This window comes from Micromonospora sp. H61 (assembly GCF_018070325.1).
In the GTDB taxonomy this organism is placed as follows: domain Bacteria; phylum Actinomycetota; class Actinomycetes; order Mycobacteriales; family Micromonosporaceae; genus Micromonospora; species Micromonospora salmantinae.
Genome location: NZ_JAGPXY010000067.1, coordinates 19,199 through 35,941 on the forward strand (window position 1 = coordinate 19,199; position 16,743 = coordinate 35,941).

General features: G+C 70.8%; 17 protein-coding genes. 7 read left to right on the forward strand and 10 right to left on the reverse strand.

Annotated elements, in window-relative coordinates; translation table 11 throughout:
- Window positions 1–12 precede the first annotated feature (12 nt).
- Window positions 13–201 carry a hypothetical protein gene (locus tag KBX08_RS26065; RefSeq protein WP_210785996.1) on the reverse strand — a complete coding sequence of 63 codons (189 nt, stop codon included), beginning with the start codon at window positions 199–201 and terminating at the stop codon, window positions 13–15.
- A gap of 163 nt (window positions 202–364) precedes the next feature.
- Between KBX08_RS26065 and KBX08_RS26070 the strand changes: the two genes are divergently transcribed.
- Window positions 365–613, forward strand: a complete 249-nt coding sequence (locus tag KBX08_RS26070; protein WP_112676127.1) for a DUF2277 family protein — start codon at window positions 365–367, stop codon at window positions 611–613.
- A 48-nt stretch (window positions 614–661) separates the two neighbouring features.
- Here the strand turns inward: KBX08_RS26070 and KBX08_RS26075 are convergent, their stop codons facing one another.
- Both KBX08_RS26075 and selD read right to left on the reverse strand, forming a co-directional pair.
- The gene (locus tag KBX08_RS26075) at window positions 662–1,141 is read right to left on the reverse strand and encodes a hypothetical protein (protein ID WP_210785997.1); all 480 of its coding nucleotides are present in this window, start codon (window positions 1,139–1,141) and stop codon (window positions 662–664) included.
- Between the two features lie 229 nt (window positions 1,142–1,370).
- Window positions 1,371–2,360, reverse strand: a complete 990-nt coding sequence (gene selD / locus KBX08_RS26080) for a selenide, water dikinase SelD (RefSeq protein ID WP_210785998.1) — start codon at window positions 2,358–2,360, stop codon at window positions 1,371–1,373.
- A gap of 195 nt (window positions 2,361–2,555) precedes the next feature.
- Between selD and KBX08_RS26085 the strand changes: the two genes are divergently transcribed.
- From KBX08_RS26085 to KBX08_RS26100, 4 genes are read left to right on the forward strand one after another with little or no spacing between them, the layout of a single operon-like run.
- Window positions 2,556–3,311 carry an amino acid ABC transporter ATP-binding protein gene (locus tag KBX08_RS26085; RefSeq protein ID WP_088946762.1) on the forward strand — a complete coding sequence of 252 codons (756 nt, stop codon included), beginning with the start codon at window positions 2,556–2,558 and terminating at the stop codon, window positions 3,309–3,311.
- Window positions 3,312–3,367: 56 nt separating this feature from the next.
- Window positions 3,368–4,246 (forward strand): glutamate ABC transporter substrate-binding protein, encoded by an 879-nt coding sequence (locus KBX08_RS26090; protein ID WP_210785999.1) that lies wholly within the window; start codon window positions 3,368–3,370, stop codon window positions 4,244–4,246.
- A 41-nt stretch (window positions 4,247–4,287) separates the two neighbouring features.
- The gene (locus KBX08_RS26095) at window positions 4,288–4,995 is read left to right on the forward strand and encodes an amino acid ABC transporter permease (RefSeq protein ID WP_210786000.1); all 708 of its coding nucleotides are present in this window, start codon (window positions 4,288–4,290) and stop codon (window positions 4,993–4,995) included.
- The gene (locus tag KBX08_RS26100; RefSeq protein WP_210786001.1) at window positions 4,992–5,966 is read left to right on the forward strand and encodes an amino acid ABC transporter permease; all 975 of its coding nucleotides are present in this window, start codon (window positions 4,992–4,994) and stop codon (window positions 5,964–5,966) included. The genes KBX08_RS26095 and KBX08_RS26100 overlap by 4 nt, the downstream gene beginning before the upstream one ends.
- Before the next feature lie 77 nt (window positions 5,967–6,043).
- On the opposite strand, the gene rny is transcribed toward KBX08_RS26100, so the two are convergent.
- The 7 genes from rny to KBX08_RS26135 form a co-directional block, all read right to left on the reverse strand.
- Window positions 6,044–7,810, reverse strand: a complete 1,767-nt coding sequence (rny, locus tag KBX08_RS26105) for a ribonuclease Y (protein ID WP_210786002.1) — start codon at window positions 7,808–7,810, stop codon at window positions 6,044–6,046.
- Between the two features lie 909 nt (window positions 7,811–8,719).
- A complete protein-coding gene (locus KBX08_RS26110) occupies window positions 8,720–9,418 on the reverse strand; it encodes a regulatory protein RecX (RefSeq protein ID WP_210786003.1) in 699 nt (232 codons plus the stop codon).
- Between the two features lie 14 nt (window positions 9,419–9,432).
- On the reverse strand, window positions 9,433–10,479 hold the full coding sequence (gene recA / locus KBX08_RS26115; protein WP_053656326.1) for a recombinase RecA: 1,047 nt from the start codon (window positions 10,477–10,479) through the stop codon (window positions 9,433–9,435).
- 184 nt (window positions 10,480–10,663) lie between these two features.
- Complete coding sequence (locus tag KBX08_RS26120; RefSeq protein WP_210786004.1) at window positions 10,664–10,864, reverse strand: DUF3046 domain-containing protein; 201 nt, start codon at window positions 10,862–10,864, stop codon at window positions 10,664–10,666.
- A gap of 5 nt (window positions 10,865–10,869) precedes the next feature.
- Complete coding sequence (locus KBX08_RS26125) at window positions 10,870–12,261, reverse strand: MFS transporter (RefSeq protein WP_210786005.1); 1,392 nt, start codon at window positions 12,259–12,261, stop codon at window positions 10,870–10,872.
- 155 nt (window positions 12,262–12,416) lie between these two features.
- Window positions 12,417–13,112 carry a UdgX family uracil-DNA binding protein gene (locus tag KBX08_RS26130; protein ID WP_210786006.1) on the reverse strand — a complete coding sequence of 232 codons (696 nt, stop codon included), beginning with the start codon at window positions 13,110–13,112 and terminating at the stop codon, window positions 12,417–12,419.
- Window positions 13,113–13,443: 331 nt separating this feature from the next.
- Window positions 13,444–14,784, reverse strand: a complete 1,341-nt coding sequence (locus tag KBX08_RS26135; RefSeq protein WP_210786007.1) for an aminotransferase class I/II-fold pyridoxal phosphate-dependent enzyme — start codon at window positions 14,782–14,784, stop codon at window positions 13,444–13,446.
- A gap of 36 nt (window positions 14,785–14,820) precedes the next feature.
- Between KBX08_RS26135 and KBX08_RS26140 the strand changes: the two genes are divergently transcribed.
- Entirely contained in the window at window positions 14,821–16,065 is a 1,245-nt protein-coding gene (locus tag KBX08_RS26140; RefSeq protein ID WP_210786008.1) for a bifunctional pyridoxamine 5'-phosphate oxidase family protein/GNAT family N-acetyltransferase, read from the forward strand.
- Window positions 16,065–16,736, forward strand: a complete 672-nt coding sequence (leuE, locus tag KBX08_RS26145; protein ID WP_210786009.1) for a leucine efflux protein LeuE — start codon at window positions 16,065–16,067, stop codon at window positions 16,734–16,736. The genes KBX08_RS26140 and leuE overlap by 1 nt, the downstream gene beginning before the upstream one ends.
- Window positions 16,737–16,743: the final 7 nt, after the last annotated feature.

Below are 16,743 nucleotides of genomic sequence, written 5' to 3' on the forward strand. Positions count from 1 at the left end.
GCAGACCATCACTCAGATGGACGAGTTGAAGGCGGCGACGGCCACGATGCCGGACGGCACGGAGTCGTTGGTGACGACGCGGCTGCGCACCGCCTCGATCAGATCGGCATGCTCGACGGCGATCCGTTCCAGCGGAACGTGCAGGCTACGGGTGAGATCGTCTAGGTCGGGACGGGATGGGCGGGTGGGGGCATGGTCCACAATGAGTCTCCGGGGGCCCGGGGCGCTGGGAGCGCGAGCGGCGGCTGTGGCTCGAACGGCTCTGGTCCGTGACCAGGATAGACAAATATCGACCCAGTGTCACCGTCGGTACCACCGCCGGCACGGCGAGTGGCACCCGGCGGTGGACGGAGGAGGAGCTGACATGTGCCGGAGCATCAAGACGCTGCGTGAGCCGTTCACCCCGCAGGTGACCGACGCGGACGTCGAGGCGGCAGCGTTGCAGTACGTCCGGAAGATCTCTGGCTTCCGGGCGCCCGCCGCGCACAACGCCGCCGCCTTCGACGCCGCGGTGGCCGCCGTGGCCGAGGCGACGCGCACCCTGCTCGACCAACTGGTGGTACGGGGCGCCGGATCGGGCACCACCGACCGGTCGGCCACCGCCGCCAGCTGATCGCCGCCGACCGGCACGGCACCCGGCCGGGCCTGACCCTGGGGAGGGTCAGGCCGCGGCGAGCGCCGGTGCGACAGTGTCGGGCGCCCAGCGCGAGCGGTGGCACTGCGACCAGCCCCGACAACCCGGGTCACCCAGCGAGCAGAGCCGCAGCCTGCTGAGCACCTCACCGTCCTCGGTGTCCCGCACGTCGAAGTGCACCGGACGGACCGTGCCGTCCGGAGCGACGAGCAGGTGCCGGCCCGCGTCGAGCGTGTCGTCGCGCAACAGGCAGTTGCGTCCCAGCAATCGGGCCAGTGCGGCGATGCTCGCGTGCTCGGGAAGCTGCTCGGGCACCCCGTAGCAGTCCACCACCGTGGCGAACTCGCCCGGCGCCTGCCAGACGTCACACACCACCGCGTACGCCGGCAGCCGCGCCGGGTCGGCCACCGCCAGCGGCATCACCACCCGACCAAGCGCCTCCGCCAGCGCCGGGTAGACCTCCACGGGTTGAGCCCCGTCGATTCTCCAGTTCCACAGCTCGGTCATTCCGCCTCCTCGCTGCGTTCGTCCCCACCGGCCTCCGGATCGGGCCTTACACACGATGGTGGGGGGCATTTGACCCCAGCCGGGGGCAAGTTACCGGTCTGTGACCATTCCGGGCAAAATTTCCCTGAGCGGCATTGCTCGGAGTAGCGGGAAGGTGACAGTTTATCGGGTATGGTGCGCCATCCGCGCCACCGCCACCGCGTGTCCTCCCGCGGGTCGACCGCCCCGGTCAGCGCAGGACGACCAGGTGCTCCCCCCGGGGCAGCAGCTCGCCCACCACCGGAGCGCCGGGCACCTCGCCGGCGACCAGCAGGCCACCGGAGGTCTGCGCGTCGGCGAGCAGGAGCCGCTCCGCCTCGTCCGCCGCGCCGAAGTCGGTCCACGGGGTCACCCACTCCAGGTTGCGCCGGCTGCCGCCGCTGACGAACCCGTCGCGCAGCGCCTCCCGCGCGCCGGCCAGATAGGGCACCCGGGCGGTGTCGATGGCCACCGTGACCTGGCTGGCCCGGGCCAGCTTCGAGGCGTGCCCGAGCAGCCCGAACCCGGTCACGTCGGTGCCGCACCGGATGCCGGCGGCGACCGCCGCCCGGGCGGCCTCCCGATTGAGCGCGCTCATCGTGGCCACCGCCTCCGGGAAGCTCTCCCCGGTCGCCTTGTGCCGGGTGTTCAGCACACCCACCCCGAGCGGCTTGGTCAGCGACAACGGCACCCCGGCCCGCCCGCCGTCGAGGGTGATCAGCTCCTCAGGTCGGACCGTGCCGGTGACCGCGAGACCGTACTTCGGGCCGTCGTCGTCCACGCTGTGCCCGCCGGCCAGGTGACAGCCGGCCTCCCGCGCCACGTCCTGGCCGCCGCGCAGCACCTCGCGGGCCAACTCCAGCGGCAGCACGTCGCGCGGCCAACAGAGCAGGTTGAGCGCCACCAGCGGGGTGCCGCCCATCGCGTACACGTCGGAGAGCGCGTTGGCAGCGGCGATCCGACCCCAGTCGTACGCGTCGTCGACCACCGGGGTGAAGAAGTCGGCGGTGCTGACCAGGCCGGTCCGCTCGTCCAGGCGCACCACCGCCGCGTCGTCGCCATGGTCCAACCCGACCAGCAACTCGGCGGTGCCGGTCGCCGGCCCGAGACCGGCCACCATGATCTCCAGCTCGCCCGGCGGGATCTTGCAGGCGCAGCCACCGCCGCGGGCGTACTTGGTCAACCGTACGGGTTCGGTCATCCACCCATGATCGCGACAAGGCACCACGATCGCCACCGTGACCGCCCATCCGGTGACCAAAATCGGACGCCCGAGAACGATCGTGACCGGTGTTACCGCTCCGTGACCCGCTGGGTTGCGTTCTGCCACATCAGGCCGCCTACAGTGGCCGCACCGGGGGTCAACCGACCCCGATCCGGGAGACGACAGGGGACGGTGGACGACGTGACGACGGGCGAACCGCTCATCGTGCTGGACGCGGTCAACAAGTGGTTCGGGCCGCTGCACGTGCTGGACGACGTCTCACTGTCGGTGGGTCGGGGCGAGGTGGTCGTGGTGATCGGCCCGTCCGGCTCCGGCAAGTCGACGCTGTGCCGCACGATCAACCGACTGGAGCCGATCAACTCGGGCACCATCACCTTCGACGGTCAGCCGTTGCCGGCCGAGGGCAAGCCCCTCGCGAAGCTGCGCAGCGAGGTGGGCATGGTCTTCCAGTCGTTCAACCTCTTCGCGCACAAGACCATCCTGGAGAACGTCACCCTCGGCCCGATCAAGGTCCGCAAGGAGAAGCCGACCGCCGCCCGCGAGCGCGGCCTGGCCCTGCTGGACCGGGTCGGCATCGCCAACCAGGCGGACAAGTTCCCGGCCCAGCTCTCCGGCGGCCAGCAGCAGCGGGCGGCCATCGCCCGGGCGCTGGCCATGCAGCCCAAGGCGATGCTCTTCGACGAGCCGACCAGCGCCCTGGACCCGGAGATGGTCGGCGAGGTGCTCGACGTGATGACCTCGCTGGCCAGCGACGGCATGACGATGGTCGTGGTGACCCACGAGATGGGCTTCGCCCGGCACGCGGCGAACCGGGTCATCTTCATGGCCGACGGGCAACTGGTCGAGGACGCCCCACCGGCGGAGTTCTTCGCGAACCCGCGCAGCGAGCGGGCCCGAGACTTCCTCTCCAAGATCCTCACGCACTAGGCGTCCGTAGTGGAGCGCGCCGTACTCGGTGGGCTCCGTTGAAGAAGGAGAAGAGTATGCGTATCAAGCGCGTTGCGGCAGTCGCCGCGGTCGCCGCTCTGGCGCTCGGCCTCACCGCCTGTGGTGGCGACGACGGCGGAGAGGGCACCGGCGCTGGCGACAAGTCCTTCGCCGCCGGCACCACCATGGAGAAGCTGAACAAGGCCCAAAAGATCAAGATCGGCACCAAGTTCGACCAGCCCGGCTTCGGCCTGAAGGGCCTCTCCGGCAAGCCGGAGGGCTTCGACGTCGAGATCGCGAAGATCATCGTCAAGGAGCTCGGCATCCCCGAGGACAAGATCGAGTGGGTCGAGGCCCCCTCGAAGGTCCGCGAGGACGTGATCGTCAACGGCACTGTCGACCTGGTCGCCGCGACCTACACGATCAACGACAAGCGCAAGGAGCGGATCGCCTTCGCAGGCCCGTACTACGAGGCCGGCCAGAACATCATGGTCAAGAAGGACGACACCACCATCACCGGTCCGGACTCGTTCAAGGACGGCACCAAGAAGGTCTGCTCGGTCACCGGCTCGACGCCGTTCGAGGAGATCAAGAAGTACGTCAAGGACGTTGCCACCCAGCTGGTGCCCTTCGACACGTACGACAAGTGCCGGGACGCCCTCAAGAGCGGCCAGGTCGACGCCGTCACCACTGACAACGTGATCCTGCTCGGCTACATCGCCAAGGACGAGGCGTCGTTCAAGCTGGCCGGCAGCAACTTCACCAAGGAGCCGTACGGCATCGGGGTGAAGAAGGAGGACGCGGACTTCCGCAGCTTCATCAACGACACCCTGGACAAGGCGGTCGGCGACGGCAGCTGGAAGAAGGCCTGGGACAACACCGCCGGCAAGTTCGGCGCGGAACTGGGTTCAGCGCCCACCATCAACCGCTACTGATCTGATCCTTCGATCTGGAGGGTGGGGAGGAACACCGACCCGTGAACGTGCTCATCGACAAGTTCGACGTCTTTGCGGGTGGTTTCTGGCTCACCCTCCAGATCTGCATCCTCGCCGCGATCGGTGCCCTCGTTCTGGGCGCCATCGTGGCGGTGCTGCGCATCTCACCGGTGCCGCCGCTCCGCGCACTCGGCACCGGCTACGTGAACGTCTTCCGGAACATGCCGTTGACAGTGGTGATGTTCTTCGCCGCGTTCGGCCTGCCCGCGCTCGGCTCCAACGCGGACTTCCTCCGCATCCCGGTGCTCGACTCGCTGTTCACCCGGCTCGGCACCGACCTGCCGTACTTCCGGTTCGCGCTGATCGCCCTGGTGCTCTACACCGCGGCGTTCGTCTGCGAGGCGCTGCGGTCCGGAGTGAACGCGGTGCCCGCCGGCCAGGCGGAGGCGGCGCGGTCACTGGGCCTGACCTTCGGGCAGAACCTGCGCTACGTGGTGCTGCCACAGTCCTGGAAGGCCTCGATCGTCCCGCTCGGTTCGGTGATCATCGCGATGATCAAGAACTCGGCGCTCGTCGGCTTCTTCGGGGTCGTCGGAGACCTGTCGCAGAGCGCCGACCAGCTCACCTCGGCCGAGGGCTACGCCTTCGTCCCCGTCGCCCTCGGCATCTCGATCGGCTATCTGATCATGACTGTGCCGCTCGGCACCCTGCTGGACCGGATCGAGAAGCGACAGGCGGTGGCCCGATGAGTCAGCAGACCAGCGTCCTCTACGACGTCCCCGGGCCCCGGCAGCGGCGGATCACGCTGATCAGCAGCGTCGTCGCCGGGTTGGTCCTGCTCGTCGGCGCCTACTTCCTGATCTACCGACCCCTGGACGAAAAAGGCCAGTTGTCGATGGAGTTGTGGGGTCCGCTGGTCGACCCCTCCAACGAGAACTTCTCCCTGGTCTGGGAGCGGATCGGCCTCGGCTTCAAGAACACCCTGATCGCGGCGGCGATGGCCATCGTGGCCTCGCTGGTCGTCGGCACGCTGCTCGCGGTGCTGCGGATCCAGCTCAAGAGCCTGTCCCAGCGCACGTTCACCGGCCTCGCCACGCCGCTGGCGTACCTGCTGCGCGGGCTGAGCTGGCTGCTGTCGGCGGTCACCCGCGTCTGCGTCGAGGTGTTCCGCGGCCTGCCCGTCGTGCTCACCATCTTCTTTGTGGCCCGCGGCTTTCCCGAGTTCGGCGTCTACCTCGACAACCTCTGGTACCTGGTCATCGGCCTCACCGTCTATAACTCTGTGGTGATCGGCGAGATCCTGCGCTCGGGCATGGAGGGGCTGCCGGGAGGTCAGGCGGAGGCCGCTTCCGCCATCGGGCTGTCCCCGGCACAGACCACCCGGATGATCCTGCTGCCGCAGGCATTCCGGATCATGCTGCCGGCGCTGATCAGCCAGCTGGTGGTCGTCCTGAAGGACACCTCACTCGGTTTCATCATCAGCTACGAGGAGACCCTGAACATCGGTAAGCAGATCATCGGCGCACTGGAAAATCCCATCCAGGTCTACGTCGTGATCGCCGTTCTCTTCATCGTGGTGAACTACTCGCTGTCGAAGCTCGCACAGTACGTCCAGCGACGGCTCGCCCGGGGTCGCAAGACCGCGAACACCCCGGCGCAGAACCCGCCGCCCGCAGCGCTGATGTCCCAGGCCGAGGGCGGCGCCGGAACAGGCTTCTGACGCTCAGCTCGCACGGCAAAGGGCCAGCCCGAACACCGGGCTGGCCCTTTGTCCGCTCTACCGCCGGGCGCGCGAAGCTAGCGGGCGATCTCGGTGACCCGGGATTCGCGGACCACTGTGACCCGGATCTGACCCGGGTAGGTCAGCTCCTCCTCGATCTGCTTGGCCACGTCGCGGGCCAGCACTGCCGCCCCGATGTCGTCGACGTCGTCCGGCTTGACCATCACCCGGATCTCACGGCCGGCCTGCATGGCGAAGACCTTGTCCACGCCGAGCTTGCTGGCCGCGATCTCCTCGATCCGCTCCAGCCGCTTGACGTACGCCTCCAGGCTCTCCCGACGCGCGCCCGGCCGACCACCGGAGCAGGCGTCGGAAGCCTGGGTGAGCACGGCCTCGATGGTCTGCGGGGGCACCTCGTTGTGGTGCGCCTCGATGGCGTGCACCACGTCCTCGTGCTCGCCGTACTTGCGAGCCAGGTCCGCGCCGATGATGGCGTGGCTGCCCTCCACCTCGTGGGTGAGCGCCTTGCCGATGTCGTGCAGGAACGCCGACCGTTTGATGATGGGCACGTCCAACCGCAGCTCGGCGGCCATGATGCCGGCAATGTGGGCGGTCTCGACCAGGTGCTTGAGCACGTTCTGCCCGTACGAGGTGCGGTAGCGCAGCCGGCCGAGCAGGGTCACCAGCTCCGGGTGGATCTCGGTGATGCCGACCTCGACCAGGGCGTCCTCGGCGGCGCGGAGGCAGAGCTGCTCCACCTCCTGCCGGGCCAGGTCGTAGACCTCCTCGATCCGGTGCGGGTGGATGCGCCCGTCCAGGACCAGCTTCTCCAGGGTCACCCGGCCCACCTCGCGACGGACCGGGTCGAAGCAGGAGAGCAGCACCGCTTCGGGGGTGTCGTCGATGATCAGGTTGACGCCGGTCACCGACTCGAAGGCGCGGATGTTGCGCCCTTCCCGGCCGATGATCCGCCCCTTCATCTCGTCACCGGGGAGGTGCAGGACGCTGACCACGCTCTCCGCGGTCTGCTCGCTGGCGACCCGCTGGATCGCGTCCACCACTATGTGTCGAGCGCGCTGCTCGGCGGTGTTGCGGGCGTCGGACTCGATGTCCCGCACGAGCAACGCCGCTTCCCGCTTGGCCTGCGTCTCGATGGCGTCGACCAGCTCCATTCGCGCGGAGTCGGCGGTGAGCCCGGCGACCCGCTCCAGCTCCCGGCGGCGCAGCTCCTCCGACTCGGTCAGCTCGGCCTCGCGCTGGGCGAGCGCGGCCTCCCGGGCGGCGAGGGCGGCCTTCGCGGCGGTGAGCTGCCGCTCCCGCTCGGCGAACCGCTCGACCTCCTCGGTGTGCATCCGCTCCCGCTCGTCCATCCGGGCTGCCCGACGTTCCACCTCGGCGGCCTGCTCCCGGGTGGTGGCGGCGAGCACCGCGACCTCCCGTTCGCCGCTGCGCCGGGCTGCCGTCCGCAACTGCTCGGCGTCCGCCTCGGCCTGCTTGTGGGCGCGCTCCAGAACGGTGTCCGCCTCGGCCCGGGCGTCGTCGAGGACCCGCCGCGCCTCGGCGCGGGCCGCCTTCGCCTCGGCCTTCGCCGCCGCCGCCTCGGTACGGGCCGCTGCGGCCGCTGACTTCGCCACGTCGATCGTGCTGTTCGCCTCGTCGGCCGCGGTCCGCAGCGCGGCCAGGGACTGCTCCTGGCGGTCCTTCTCGGCGATGAAGGCGGGATCCTCCGGAGCCGGTGCGGCGCCCATCCGGCGCAGTGTCCGGATGCCGACCAGCACGGCCCCGATCACCACCACCGCGAGGACGAGGACGGCCGCGAGGAGCACGACGTCGAACGCGTTCATGCCGGGACCCCGTCGGGTCTACCGATGAACCTGTGCCGCCGCCCCGCCATGGCCGCCTCCCCTAACGTCGAGACCGCAGCGACCGTGCCGGGGGCACACTCCTGCGGCTGTGGACGCCCGACCGGAGCGGCTGGCCGTGGGTAGCTTTCTCCGCCGGCGGTGCCCGTGGGCAGCGTCGGCGACCGGGTGCAGTTGTCGCAGCGTTCCGGACCGGCCTGTCCGGAACTGCCGCCAAAGGCCGCGGAGTCGGCCAAAGTGATGCTGTTCTGTTACGCGATCTATGTTGTGCGCTTAGCCTGCGCTGGTCGGGCAATGTGAGCCTGTATGGCGAGGCTAGGTCGCCGGGGGTGCTCTGGTCAAGGACTCATGATCAAACCCCCCGAACGGAGAGAAGTTGCCGCGTCACTCAAAGCTGATGTCGTGTCGGACACGGAAGGACAAACGCGGCGAGCCGACGGCTCCGATACGGATGTCGTGCCTGTTCAGAGACTGCGGCACCCCGGCGTTCAGCCGACTTTGTGACACCAGCGACCCTCCGCCCGCACCCGGCCCCTCGTCGGGCTCGCCACGCCAAGATCGTGCTACATCCCGGAAGTCGACGCCGTCGCGTTAGGGAGGACGACTGTTCGGCGACCGGCACAGCCTCGCCGATCATGGAGTTGTGGTGGGCGATAAAGCGCCTGCAAAACGGCCAAACCGGGCACCACAACTACATGATCAACCGCCCCTACTCCGCGATCTTGCGCTTTCTGTCCCGACACAAGGGGGCATTCCGCCTATCTCGACGACCGAAACTGCAAGATCGGCGCGGTCTTCTCCTTCGACCCACGTTGATCTACCAGGAGTCCGGTCGTCCAGCACGCTCGGCGGGCGGTGGTCACCCCGCCCGGACCGCTCATCGCACGTCGCTCACTCGACCAGACGGTTGTCGCGCTCCAACTCGCCCTCGGCGTCGGCGAGCGCGTCGGCGTCGATCTGCTCGGCGAACTCGGCCGCCTCGGCGCTCTGCGCGGCTAGCGCGTCCTTCACCGCCCGGATGGCCACACCAGGCGGGTAGCCCTTGCGGGCCAGCATGCCCACCAGCCGGCGGAAGACCGCGTCCGGCTCGCCTCGAGCGGTGCGCAGCTTGCGCTCCACCAGGCCACGGGCGGTGTCCGCTTCGGTCTCCTCGTCCAGCTCACCCAGCGCCTCGGTGGCCACCTCGCCGTCCACGCCCTTGCGGCGCAGCTCGTTGGCGAGTGCCCGGCGAGCGAGGCCGCGCCCGGCGTGCCGGCTGGACACCCAGGCCCTGGCGAACGCTGCGTCGTCGATGATGCCGACCTCGTCATACCGGTCGAGCACCTCGGCCGAGACCTCCTCGGAGATGCCCCGCTTGGCCAACGCCCCGGCCAGCTCGGCCCGGGTACGGGGCCGGACGGCAAGCTGGCGCAGGCAGATCTCGCGGGCCACCTCCGACTCGTCGCGCGGAGGGGCCGGAGACTCGACGGCGTCGGCCTCCTCGGACCGACCCCGGCGGCCTCGCCGAGGGCGGGGCGCATCGGTGGCGTCGCCCGTACGAGGCGGACTGGCATCCCAGCCCCGCCCCGTACGAGCGCGTCGTCCTGCCATGGGTCAGCGACCGATCAGAAGTCGACCGGCGGCAGCTCCGGGCCACCGGCGGCGTCACCCGCGCCGACCCCGACGCCGAGCTTCTCCAGGATCTTCTTCTCGATCTCGGCGGCCACGTCCGGGTTTTCCTTCAGGAACTCCCGGGCCTTCTCCTTGCCCTGGCCGAGCTGGTCGCCGTCGTACGTGTACCACGCTCCGGACTTGCGGATGATCGCCTGCTCCACGCCGACGTCGATCAGCGAGCCCTCACGCGAGATGCCCTTGCCATACATGATGTCGAACTCGGCCTGCTTGAACGGCGCGGCGACCTTGTTCTTCACGACCTTGACCCGGGTGCGGTTACCGACCACGTCGGTGCCGTCCTTGAGGCTCTCGATGCGTCGCACGTCGAGCCGGACCGAGGCGTAGAACTTCAGCGCCCGACCACCGGTGGTGGTCTCCGGGCTGCCGAACATGACGCCGATCTTTTCCCGCAGCTGGTTGATGAAGATCGCCGTGGTGCCGGTGTTGCTGAGCACACCGGTGATCTTCCGGAGCGCCTGGCTCATCAGCCGGGCCTGGAGGCCCACGTGGCTGTCGCCCATCTCGCCCTCGATCTCGGCGCGCGGCACCAGGGCCGCCACCGAGTCGATCACGATGATGTCGATCGCGCCGGAGCGGATCAGCATGTCCGCGATCTCCAGCGCCTGCTCGCCGGTGTCCGGTTGCGAGACCAGCATCGCGTCGGTGTCGACGCCGAGGGCCTTCGCGTACTCCGGGTCGAGCGCGTGCTCCGCGTCGATGAAGGCGGCGATGCCGCCGAGCCGCTGGGCGCTGGCCACCGAGTGCAGCGCAACAGTGGTCTTACCACTGGACTCCGGGCCGTAGATCTCGACCACCCGGCCACGGGGCAGGCCGCCAATGCCGAGGGCCACGTCGAGCGCGATGGAGCCGGTCGGAATGATTGCGGTCTGGACGACCGGCCGGTCACCCAGCCGCATCACCGAGCCCTTGCCGAATTGCTTGTCAATCTGAGCGAGAGCAAGGTCGAGTGCCTTCTCCCGGTCAGGCCCTGCTGCCATGTTTGCCACCCCTGCCTTCGCCGGCGTCTTTGCTGAGCTTCGCGTCACGCGGACACGCTAGGCGCTAGGTCCGACAGAAAACCAGCCGACGGGCCGCGAGCTGTGGACGAGCACCCAGCTGTGGACAGTAGCCGAACAGGTGTACGACTCGACAAGTGACACGCGGAATGGGCGAGAAGGCTGCTCAGCGTAGTCGGGCGGGCACTCGATCGGGGTACGCGGCACAAACCGCCCGCCACACCGCGTGCGTCTGCTCCCCCGATGCCAGGGCCTGCTCGATGGTCCGCCCGCCGAGCTGGGACAGCACCTGATCGCGGGCGATGCTGGCCGCGTAGCCGGGCCCGAACGCCTCGTCCAGCCGCGTCCAGAAGTCGGTCAGCCGCACAGTGATCAGCCCTCCTCGTCCGGTGCCCCGGTCGGCACCGGGCGCAACGCTAGCGCCACCAGGGGCGCCGCCGCGACCGCCGCGAGCAGGGTGAGCACGGGATATCCGGCGAACTGCATGACAAACCCGCTGACCACGGCGGCGCCGGCCCCGGCCAGCCCCATGATCAGATCGGACAGCCCTTGGACGCTCGGCCGCACCTCGGCCGCCACCGACTCGGACAGCAGGGTCGACCCGGCCACCATCGTCCCCGACCAGCCCAACCCGAGCAGGACCAGACCGACCGAGAGCCGAGGCGTGTGGTGCCCGGCGGTGCCGGCGACCGCGCAGGCGGCCAGCAGCAGCCCGACCCCACCGAGGATCACCGCCCGTCGACCGAGCCGGTCGGTGAGCCAACCGACCACCGGGGAGAACGCGTACATGCCGGCGATGTGCAGGCTCAGCACGATGCCGACCAGCCGCAACACGTCGGCGTCGGCGTGCGACTCACCGAGCCGGACCGGAGTCATCGCCATCACCGCCACCATCACCAGGTGACCCACCGCCACGGCGGCGATGCCGAGTCGGGCGGCGGGCTGTCCGCGTACCACCGACCAGGCCGCACGCATCCCGGCGCCGCGCGGCGCGCGCACCTCGACCGGCGCGGCGGCCGGCGTCGCGCCGCCACCTGCCGCCGGCGCCTCGGCCGCCACGGCGGTCGCCGTCGCGTCAGCGGCCGGCGGCAGATCGGCGGCCGGTGCGTCGGCCGCCGCGAGCCGCCGCGCCGTGAGCAGCGGGTCGGGCCGGAGCAACCCGAGGAGTACGACGGCAGCCAGCACGAACGCGGCCGCGCTGAACGCGAACGGGCCGGCCAGCGGGGGCAACCCCCAGCCGGTGGTGACGCGGTCGGCCAGCGCGGCGAAGTTCGGCGCGGCCACCGCACCGATGGTGGTGGCCCAGACGATCAGGGAGAGCTGCCGCCCCCTGCGGGCCGGCTCGGCGAGGTCCACTGCCGTGTAGCGGGCCTGCAGGTTCGCCGCGGTGCCCCCGCCGAAGAGCAGCATGCCGAGGAAGAGCAGCGGCACCCAGCGGGTGGCCGCGGCCAGCACCACCAGCAGGCCACCGACGGCGCCGACCGTGTACGCCAGCACCAGGCCCGGCCGGCGGCCGTGCCGCGCCATGATCCGGGTGACCGGGACGGCGAGCAGCGCGGCACCGACCACCCCGGCGCTCTGCGCGACACCGGCCACCGCGGTCCCGGCGATCCGTGCCGCGAGCAGCGCGCCCACGGCGATGCCGATGGTCACGCCGATCCCGCCGATGATCTGGGTGGTGAAGAGCAGCCGCAGGGTACGCCGCTGGATCGACGCGACGTCGGGTCGGGCGGCGGTACGCGGCGCGGTCAGGTCGGTCGCCATCGGCGCTCCTGTCGGAAGGGGTGCCTCATCCTCGCGCACCCGCACCGACCGGCGGCAGTGGGTTTCGCCGGAACGGGGTCGCCACCGGCGCGGCCCACGCCCAGGGTGCCCGGATGAGCGAGGCCGGGGTGCTGGTGGTCGCGCGGGGTAGTTGGCTAGCCGGGCAGGGCGCGGGTGACGACGGTGAGGTCGGCGACCAGGCCCTCGTACGCCTTGTCCTGGTCGTCGGCCCGCAGGACGGCGGACGGGTGGATGGTGGCCAGCAGCCGAGCCTGCGGCGCGTCGGCCCGCTTTCCGGCGTTGTCCACCGGCACCTGTTCGAAGTCCGCTGGGTGTTGGGCCGACTCCGGCCAGGGCAGCAGCTCGCCCCGCTGCCGGGTGACCCGGAAGGACGGGCCGAGCAGGGCCTTGGCGGCGGTCGCGCCGAGCACCACCACGATCTCCGGACGCAGCCGGGCGAACTCGGCGACCAACCAGGGGCGACAGGCGGTGATGTGCACCTGGTCCGGGGTCTGGTGGATCCGCCGCTTGCCGCGCTGAACAAAACGGAAGTGCTTTACGGCATTTGTGAGGAAGAGGAGACCCGGGTCCAGCCCGGCGTCGTCGACGGCGCGGCGCAGCAGGCGTCCGGCCGGGCCGACGAAGGGCAGCCCCTTCTGGTCCTCCATGTCGCCGGGCTGCTCGCCGACGAGCACCACGCGGGCGCTCTCGTCGCCCCGACCGAAGACCGTCTGCGAGGCGTCCCGGTACAGCTCACAGCCCTGGCAGCCGCCGGCGGCGGTGCGCAGGTCGTCGATGGTGTCGGCGTCGGGCGGAATGAACCGCTGGGCGCCCGGAGCACTTTCGGCCATGCCGACTGTTATATACCCGTTCGATGCTCGCCGCCGGATACGCCCCGGCACCCCGGCCGCAACGCGTCAGTACCCGTTGCCGCCCCCGTCTCCGCCGGACGCGATCGCGATCAGCACGATGACGATGATGATGATCGCCACCGCCACCGCTATCCAGATCCCCTTACGAGCCCCACCAGAAGCCATGTCCCCCACCTCCGGGCGCCCGCATACCCGTCCCCGCCGTCCCGAATCCCCGCGATCTTGCACTTTCTGCCCCGACCAACGTGCACAGACCCGACATTTCGCCAACACAAACTGCAAGATCGCGGGCGCGGCGGGGCGCGGGGGGTCAGGTGGGGAAGCCCTGGGAGGGGGGTGGGTTTTCGGCTTGGGCCAGTGCGGCGGCCAGCGGAGCCAGGTCGGCGGGGTCCAGGGAGCTGACGGTGATGCGCAGGGCCGGCGGGGCGGCGATCCGGTAGAGGGCGCCGGGGGCCACCGCCCAGCCGGCGTCGCGGAGCGCGGTCACCGTGCTGGTCTCGTCCGCGACCGGCAGCCAGACGTTGATGCCGCTGCGACCGTGTGCTGTCAGCCCGTGCTCGGCCAGCGCGGCGAGCAGCCCGTCGCGGCGCTGCTCGTAGCTCTGCGCCGCCCGCTGCACCAACTCGGTGACCGCCGGGTCCCGCCACAGGGCGAGCACCAGGCGTTGCAGGACTGTGGAGACCCAGCCGGCGCCGACCCGGGTACGGCCGCTCACCCGGGCCACAGTCGTCTCGTCGCCGACCAGCACCGCCATCCGCAGGTCCGGGCCGAAGGGCTTGCTCACCGAGCGGAGGAAGGCCCAACTCGCTGTCGCACCAGCGAGCGGGTGCAGGGGTACGCGGGCCAGTTCGGCCGCGTGGTCGTCCTCGATCAACAGCAGGTCCCGTCGGCCGGCGAGCAGCGTCCGCAGCGCCTCGGCGCGGGCCGCGGAGACGGCGGCGCCGGTCGGATTCTGCGCCCGGCTGGTGACGATCAGCGCCCGCGCTCCGGCGGCGAGTGCCGCGGCCACCCCGGCGACCAGCGGCCCCTCGTCGTCCACCGGTACGCCGATCGGACGCAGGCCCAGCGCGGCGACGAGGTCGAGCAGGTTGGCCCAGCCCGGGTCCTCGACCGCCACCGCGTCGCCGGGGCGCAGGTGGGCGCCGAGCAACCGCTCGATGCCGTCCAGCGCACCGCCGGTGAGCGTCAACTCCCCGGCCGGTACGCCGTCGACGCGCAGCCGGGCGCGGGCCATCTCGGCCAGTTCGGGCAGCACTCCGGCATCGGAGTAGCCGACCGACGGGCCGTTCTCGGTGGCGAGCGCCGCCAGGTGCGGGCCCAGCGGGGGCAGCAGACGGGGGTCGGGTTCACCCCGGGACAGGTCTCGGGCGCCGGGCAACGGTGGGGGGCGCAGCGCGGAGCGGCGGGCGGCCACCGGCGGGCGGGGGCGTACCCGGGTGCCGTGCCGACCGGCGGTGGCGAGCAGACCACGTTGGCGTAGCTCCTGGTAGGCGCGGGCGACGGTGGCGGGGCTGACCCCCAACTCGGCGGCGAGCGCCCGCACGGGCGGCAGGGCGGCCCCCGGGGACAGGGCGCCGGTACGGATGCCCGACTCGATGCTGGCCGAAATCTCGACGGCTGTCGTACCGGTGAGCTGATAGTGTGCTGACACAAATAAGAGATTGTACTAGAACAAAGGGGCGCGCGCATGTATCCACCCACCGCCCGGACCACACCCCACCGCTCCCGCGAAAAGATGAGCTACGACCAGGCCGCCGCCCACGCCGTGCTCGACGAGGCGTACGACTGCGCGCTCAGCTTCATCGTCGACGGCCAGCCACGAGTGCTGCCCACCCTGCACGTCCGCATCGGCGACACGCTCTACCTGCACGGCTCCACCGGCAGCCGGCCGCTGCTCGCCGCCCGGGGCGACGACGGGTTGCCGGTCTGCGTCGCGGTGACACTGCTCGACGGGCTGGTCTACGCCCGTTCCCAGTTCCACCACAGCGCCAACTACCGCTCGGTCGTCGCCCACGGCACCGCCCGACTGGTCACCGACGAGCGGGAGAAGCTCGCCATGCTCACCGCGCTGGTCGAGAAGGTCGGCGCGGGACGCAGCACCGCCACCCGTCCGCCCAGCCATCGCGAGCTGGCCGAGACCGCCGTACTGGCGCTGCCACTACGCGAGGTGTCCGTCCGGGCCCGCACCGGCGGGGTCCGCGACGACGAGGCCGACCTGCACCTGCCGCACTGGGCCGGCGTGCTGCCACTGCGACTCACCGCCGGGGCACCCGAGCCGGACGCCGGGGTCACCGCGCCGCTGCCGGCGTACCTGCGAACGCCCCGCACGCCCTGGCACGACCCGGTGCCGCTGCACGGTGAGCACGTTCGGCTGGAGCCGCTGGAGCTGGCGCACACCGACGAGTTGCACGCCGCCACCGCGGACCCCGTGGTGTGGCGGCACCTCAGCGTCGCGCCGCCCACCGCCCCCGCCGAAACCGCCGAGGTGATCGGCACCGCCCTGACCGCCCAGCACCGGGGCGAGCGGGTGGCCTGGGTGCAGCGGTGCGCGGCGACCGGGGCGGTGGTGGGCAGCACCTCCTACTACGACATCGACCCGGAGCGGCGGGCGGTGGCCATCGGGCACACCTTCCTCGGCCGGCCCTGGTGGCGTACCGGGATCAACACCGAGGCGAAGTTGCTGCTGCTCAGCCGGGCCTTCGACGACCTGGGCGCGGTACGGGTCGCCTGGCACACCGACATCCGCAACGTTCGTTCCCAGGCGGCCATCGAACGGCTCGGCGCGACCCGGGAGGGGGTGCTGCGGATGCACCGGCAACGCCCGGACGGCTCCTGGCGGGACACCGTGCAGTACGCGATGACCGTCGACGAGTGGCCGAACGCACAGGCCAGGCTGCGAGAAAGACTTCTGCGGACGGCACCGGTGGCGTGATGATGGCGGGCGTGCTGGGGATCACCGACATCTGGACGTACGTGCTGGGCACCGTGGCCATCATCCTGCTGCCCGGGCCGAACTCACTCTTCGTGCTCTCGACCGCGGCCAAGCGGGGCGTCGCGGTCGGCTACCGGGCCGCCGGTGGCGTGTTCGTCGGCGACGGGGTGCTGATGTTCCTCTCCGCCGCCGGGGTGGCGTCGCTGCTCAACGCGTACCCGCCGCTGTTCATGGTGATCAAGTACGCCGGTGCCGCGTACCTCGGTTATGTCGGGGTGACCATGCTGCTCGGCGCCGTGCGGCGCTGGCGCGACCGCAACGACCCGAACACGCCGCGGCTCATCGACGCCGCGGAGCCGGCGGCGATGCGCAGCCCGTTCCGCAAGGCGCTGGTGATCAGCCTGCTGAACCCGAAGGCGATCCTGTTCTTCATCTCGTTCTTCATCCAGTTCGTCGACCCCGGCTACGCCTGGCCGGCGCTGTCGTTCCTGCTGCTCGGGCTGATCGCTCAGGTGACCAGCGCGCTCTACCTGACCGCCTTGATCTTCGCGGGCACCTTCCTGGCCGCCCAGTTCCGCCAACGCCGCCGCCTGGCAGCCGGTGGCACCACCGCCGTGGCCGCCCTCTTCCTGGCCTTCAGCCTCAAGCTAGCCACCGCCAGCGCCAGCTGACCCCCCT

Excerpts from the sequence above, each read along its gene's own strand:
- leuE (WP_210786009.1), top strand. The coding sequence starts at position 16,065 with ATGATGGCGGGCGTGCTGGGGATCACCGACATCTGGACGTACGTGCTG.
- KBX08_RS26140 (WP_210786008.1), top strand. The coding sequence starts at position 14,821 with ATGTATCCACCCACCGCCCGGACCACACCCCACCGCTCCCGCGAAAAG.
- KBX08_RS26090 (WP_210785999.1), top strand. The coding sequence starts at position 3,368 with ATGCGTATCAAGCGCGTTGCGGCAGTCGCCGCGGTCGCCGCTCTGGCG.
- selD (WP_210785998.1), bottom strand. The coding sequence starts at position 2,360 with ATGACCGAACCCGTACGGTTGACCAAGTACGCCCGCGGCGGTGGCTGC.
- KBX08_RS26130 (WP_210786006.1), bottom strand. The coding sequence starts at position 13,112 with ATGGCCGAAAGTGCTCCGGGCGCCCAGCGGTTCATTCCGCCCGACGCC.
- KBX08_RS26070 (WP_112676127.1), top strand. The coding sequence starts at position 365 with ATGTGCCGGAGCATCAAGACGCTGCGTGAGCCGTTCACCCCGCAGGTG.
- recA (WP_053656326.1), bottom strand. The coding sequence starts at position 10,479 with ATGGCAGCAGGGCCTGACCGGGAGAAGGCACTCGACCTTGCTCTCGCT.
- KBX08_RS26110 (WP_210786003.1), bottom strand. The coding sequence starts at position 9,418 with ATGGCAGGACGACGCGCTCGTACGGGGCGGGGCTGGGATGCCAGTCCG.
- KBX08_RS26075 (WP_210785997.1), bottom strand. The coding sequence starts at position 1,141 with ATGACCGAGCTGTGGAACTGGAGAATCGACGGGGCTCAACCCGTGGAG.
- KBX08_RS26100 (WP_210786001.1), top strand. The coding sequence starts at position 4,992 with ATGAGTCAGCAGACCAGCGTCCTCTACGACGTCCCCGGGCCCCGGCAG.
- rny (WP_210786002.1), bottom strand. The coding sequence starts at position 7,810 with ATGAACGCGTTCGACGTCGTGCTCCTCGCGGCCGTCCTCGTCCTCGCG.
- KBX08_RS26125 (WP_210786005.1), bottom strand. The coding sequence starts at position 12,261 with ATGGCGACCGACCTGACCGCGCCGCGTACCGCCGCCCGACCCGACGTC.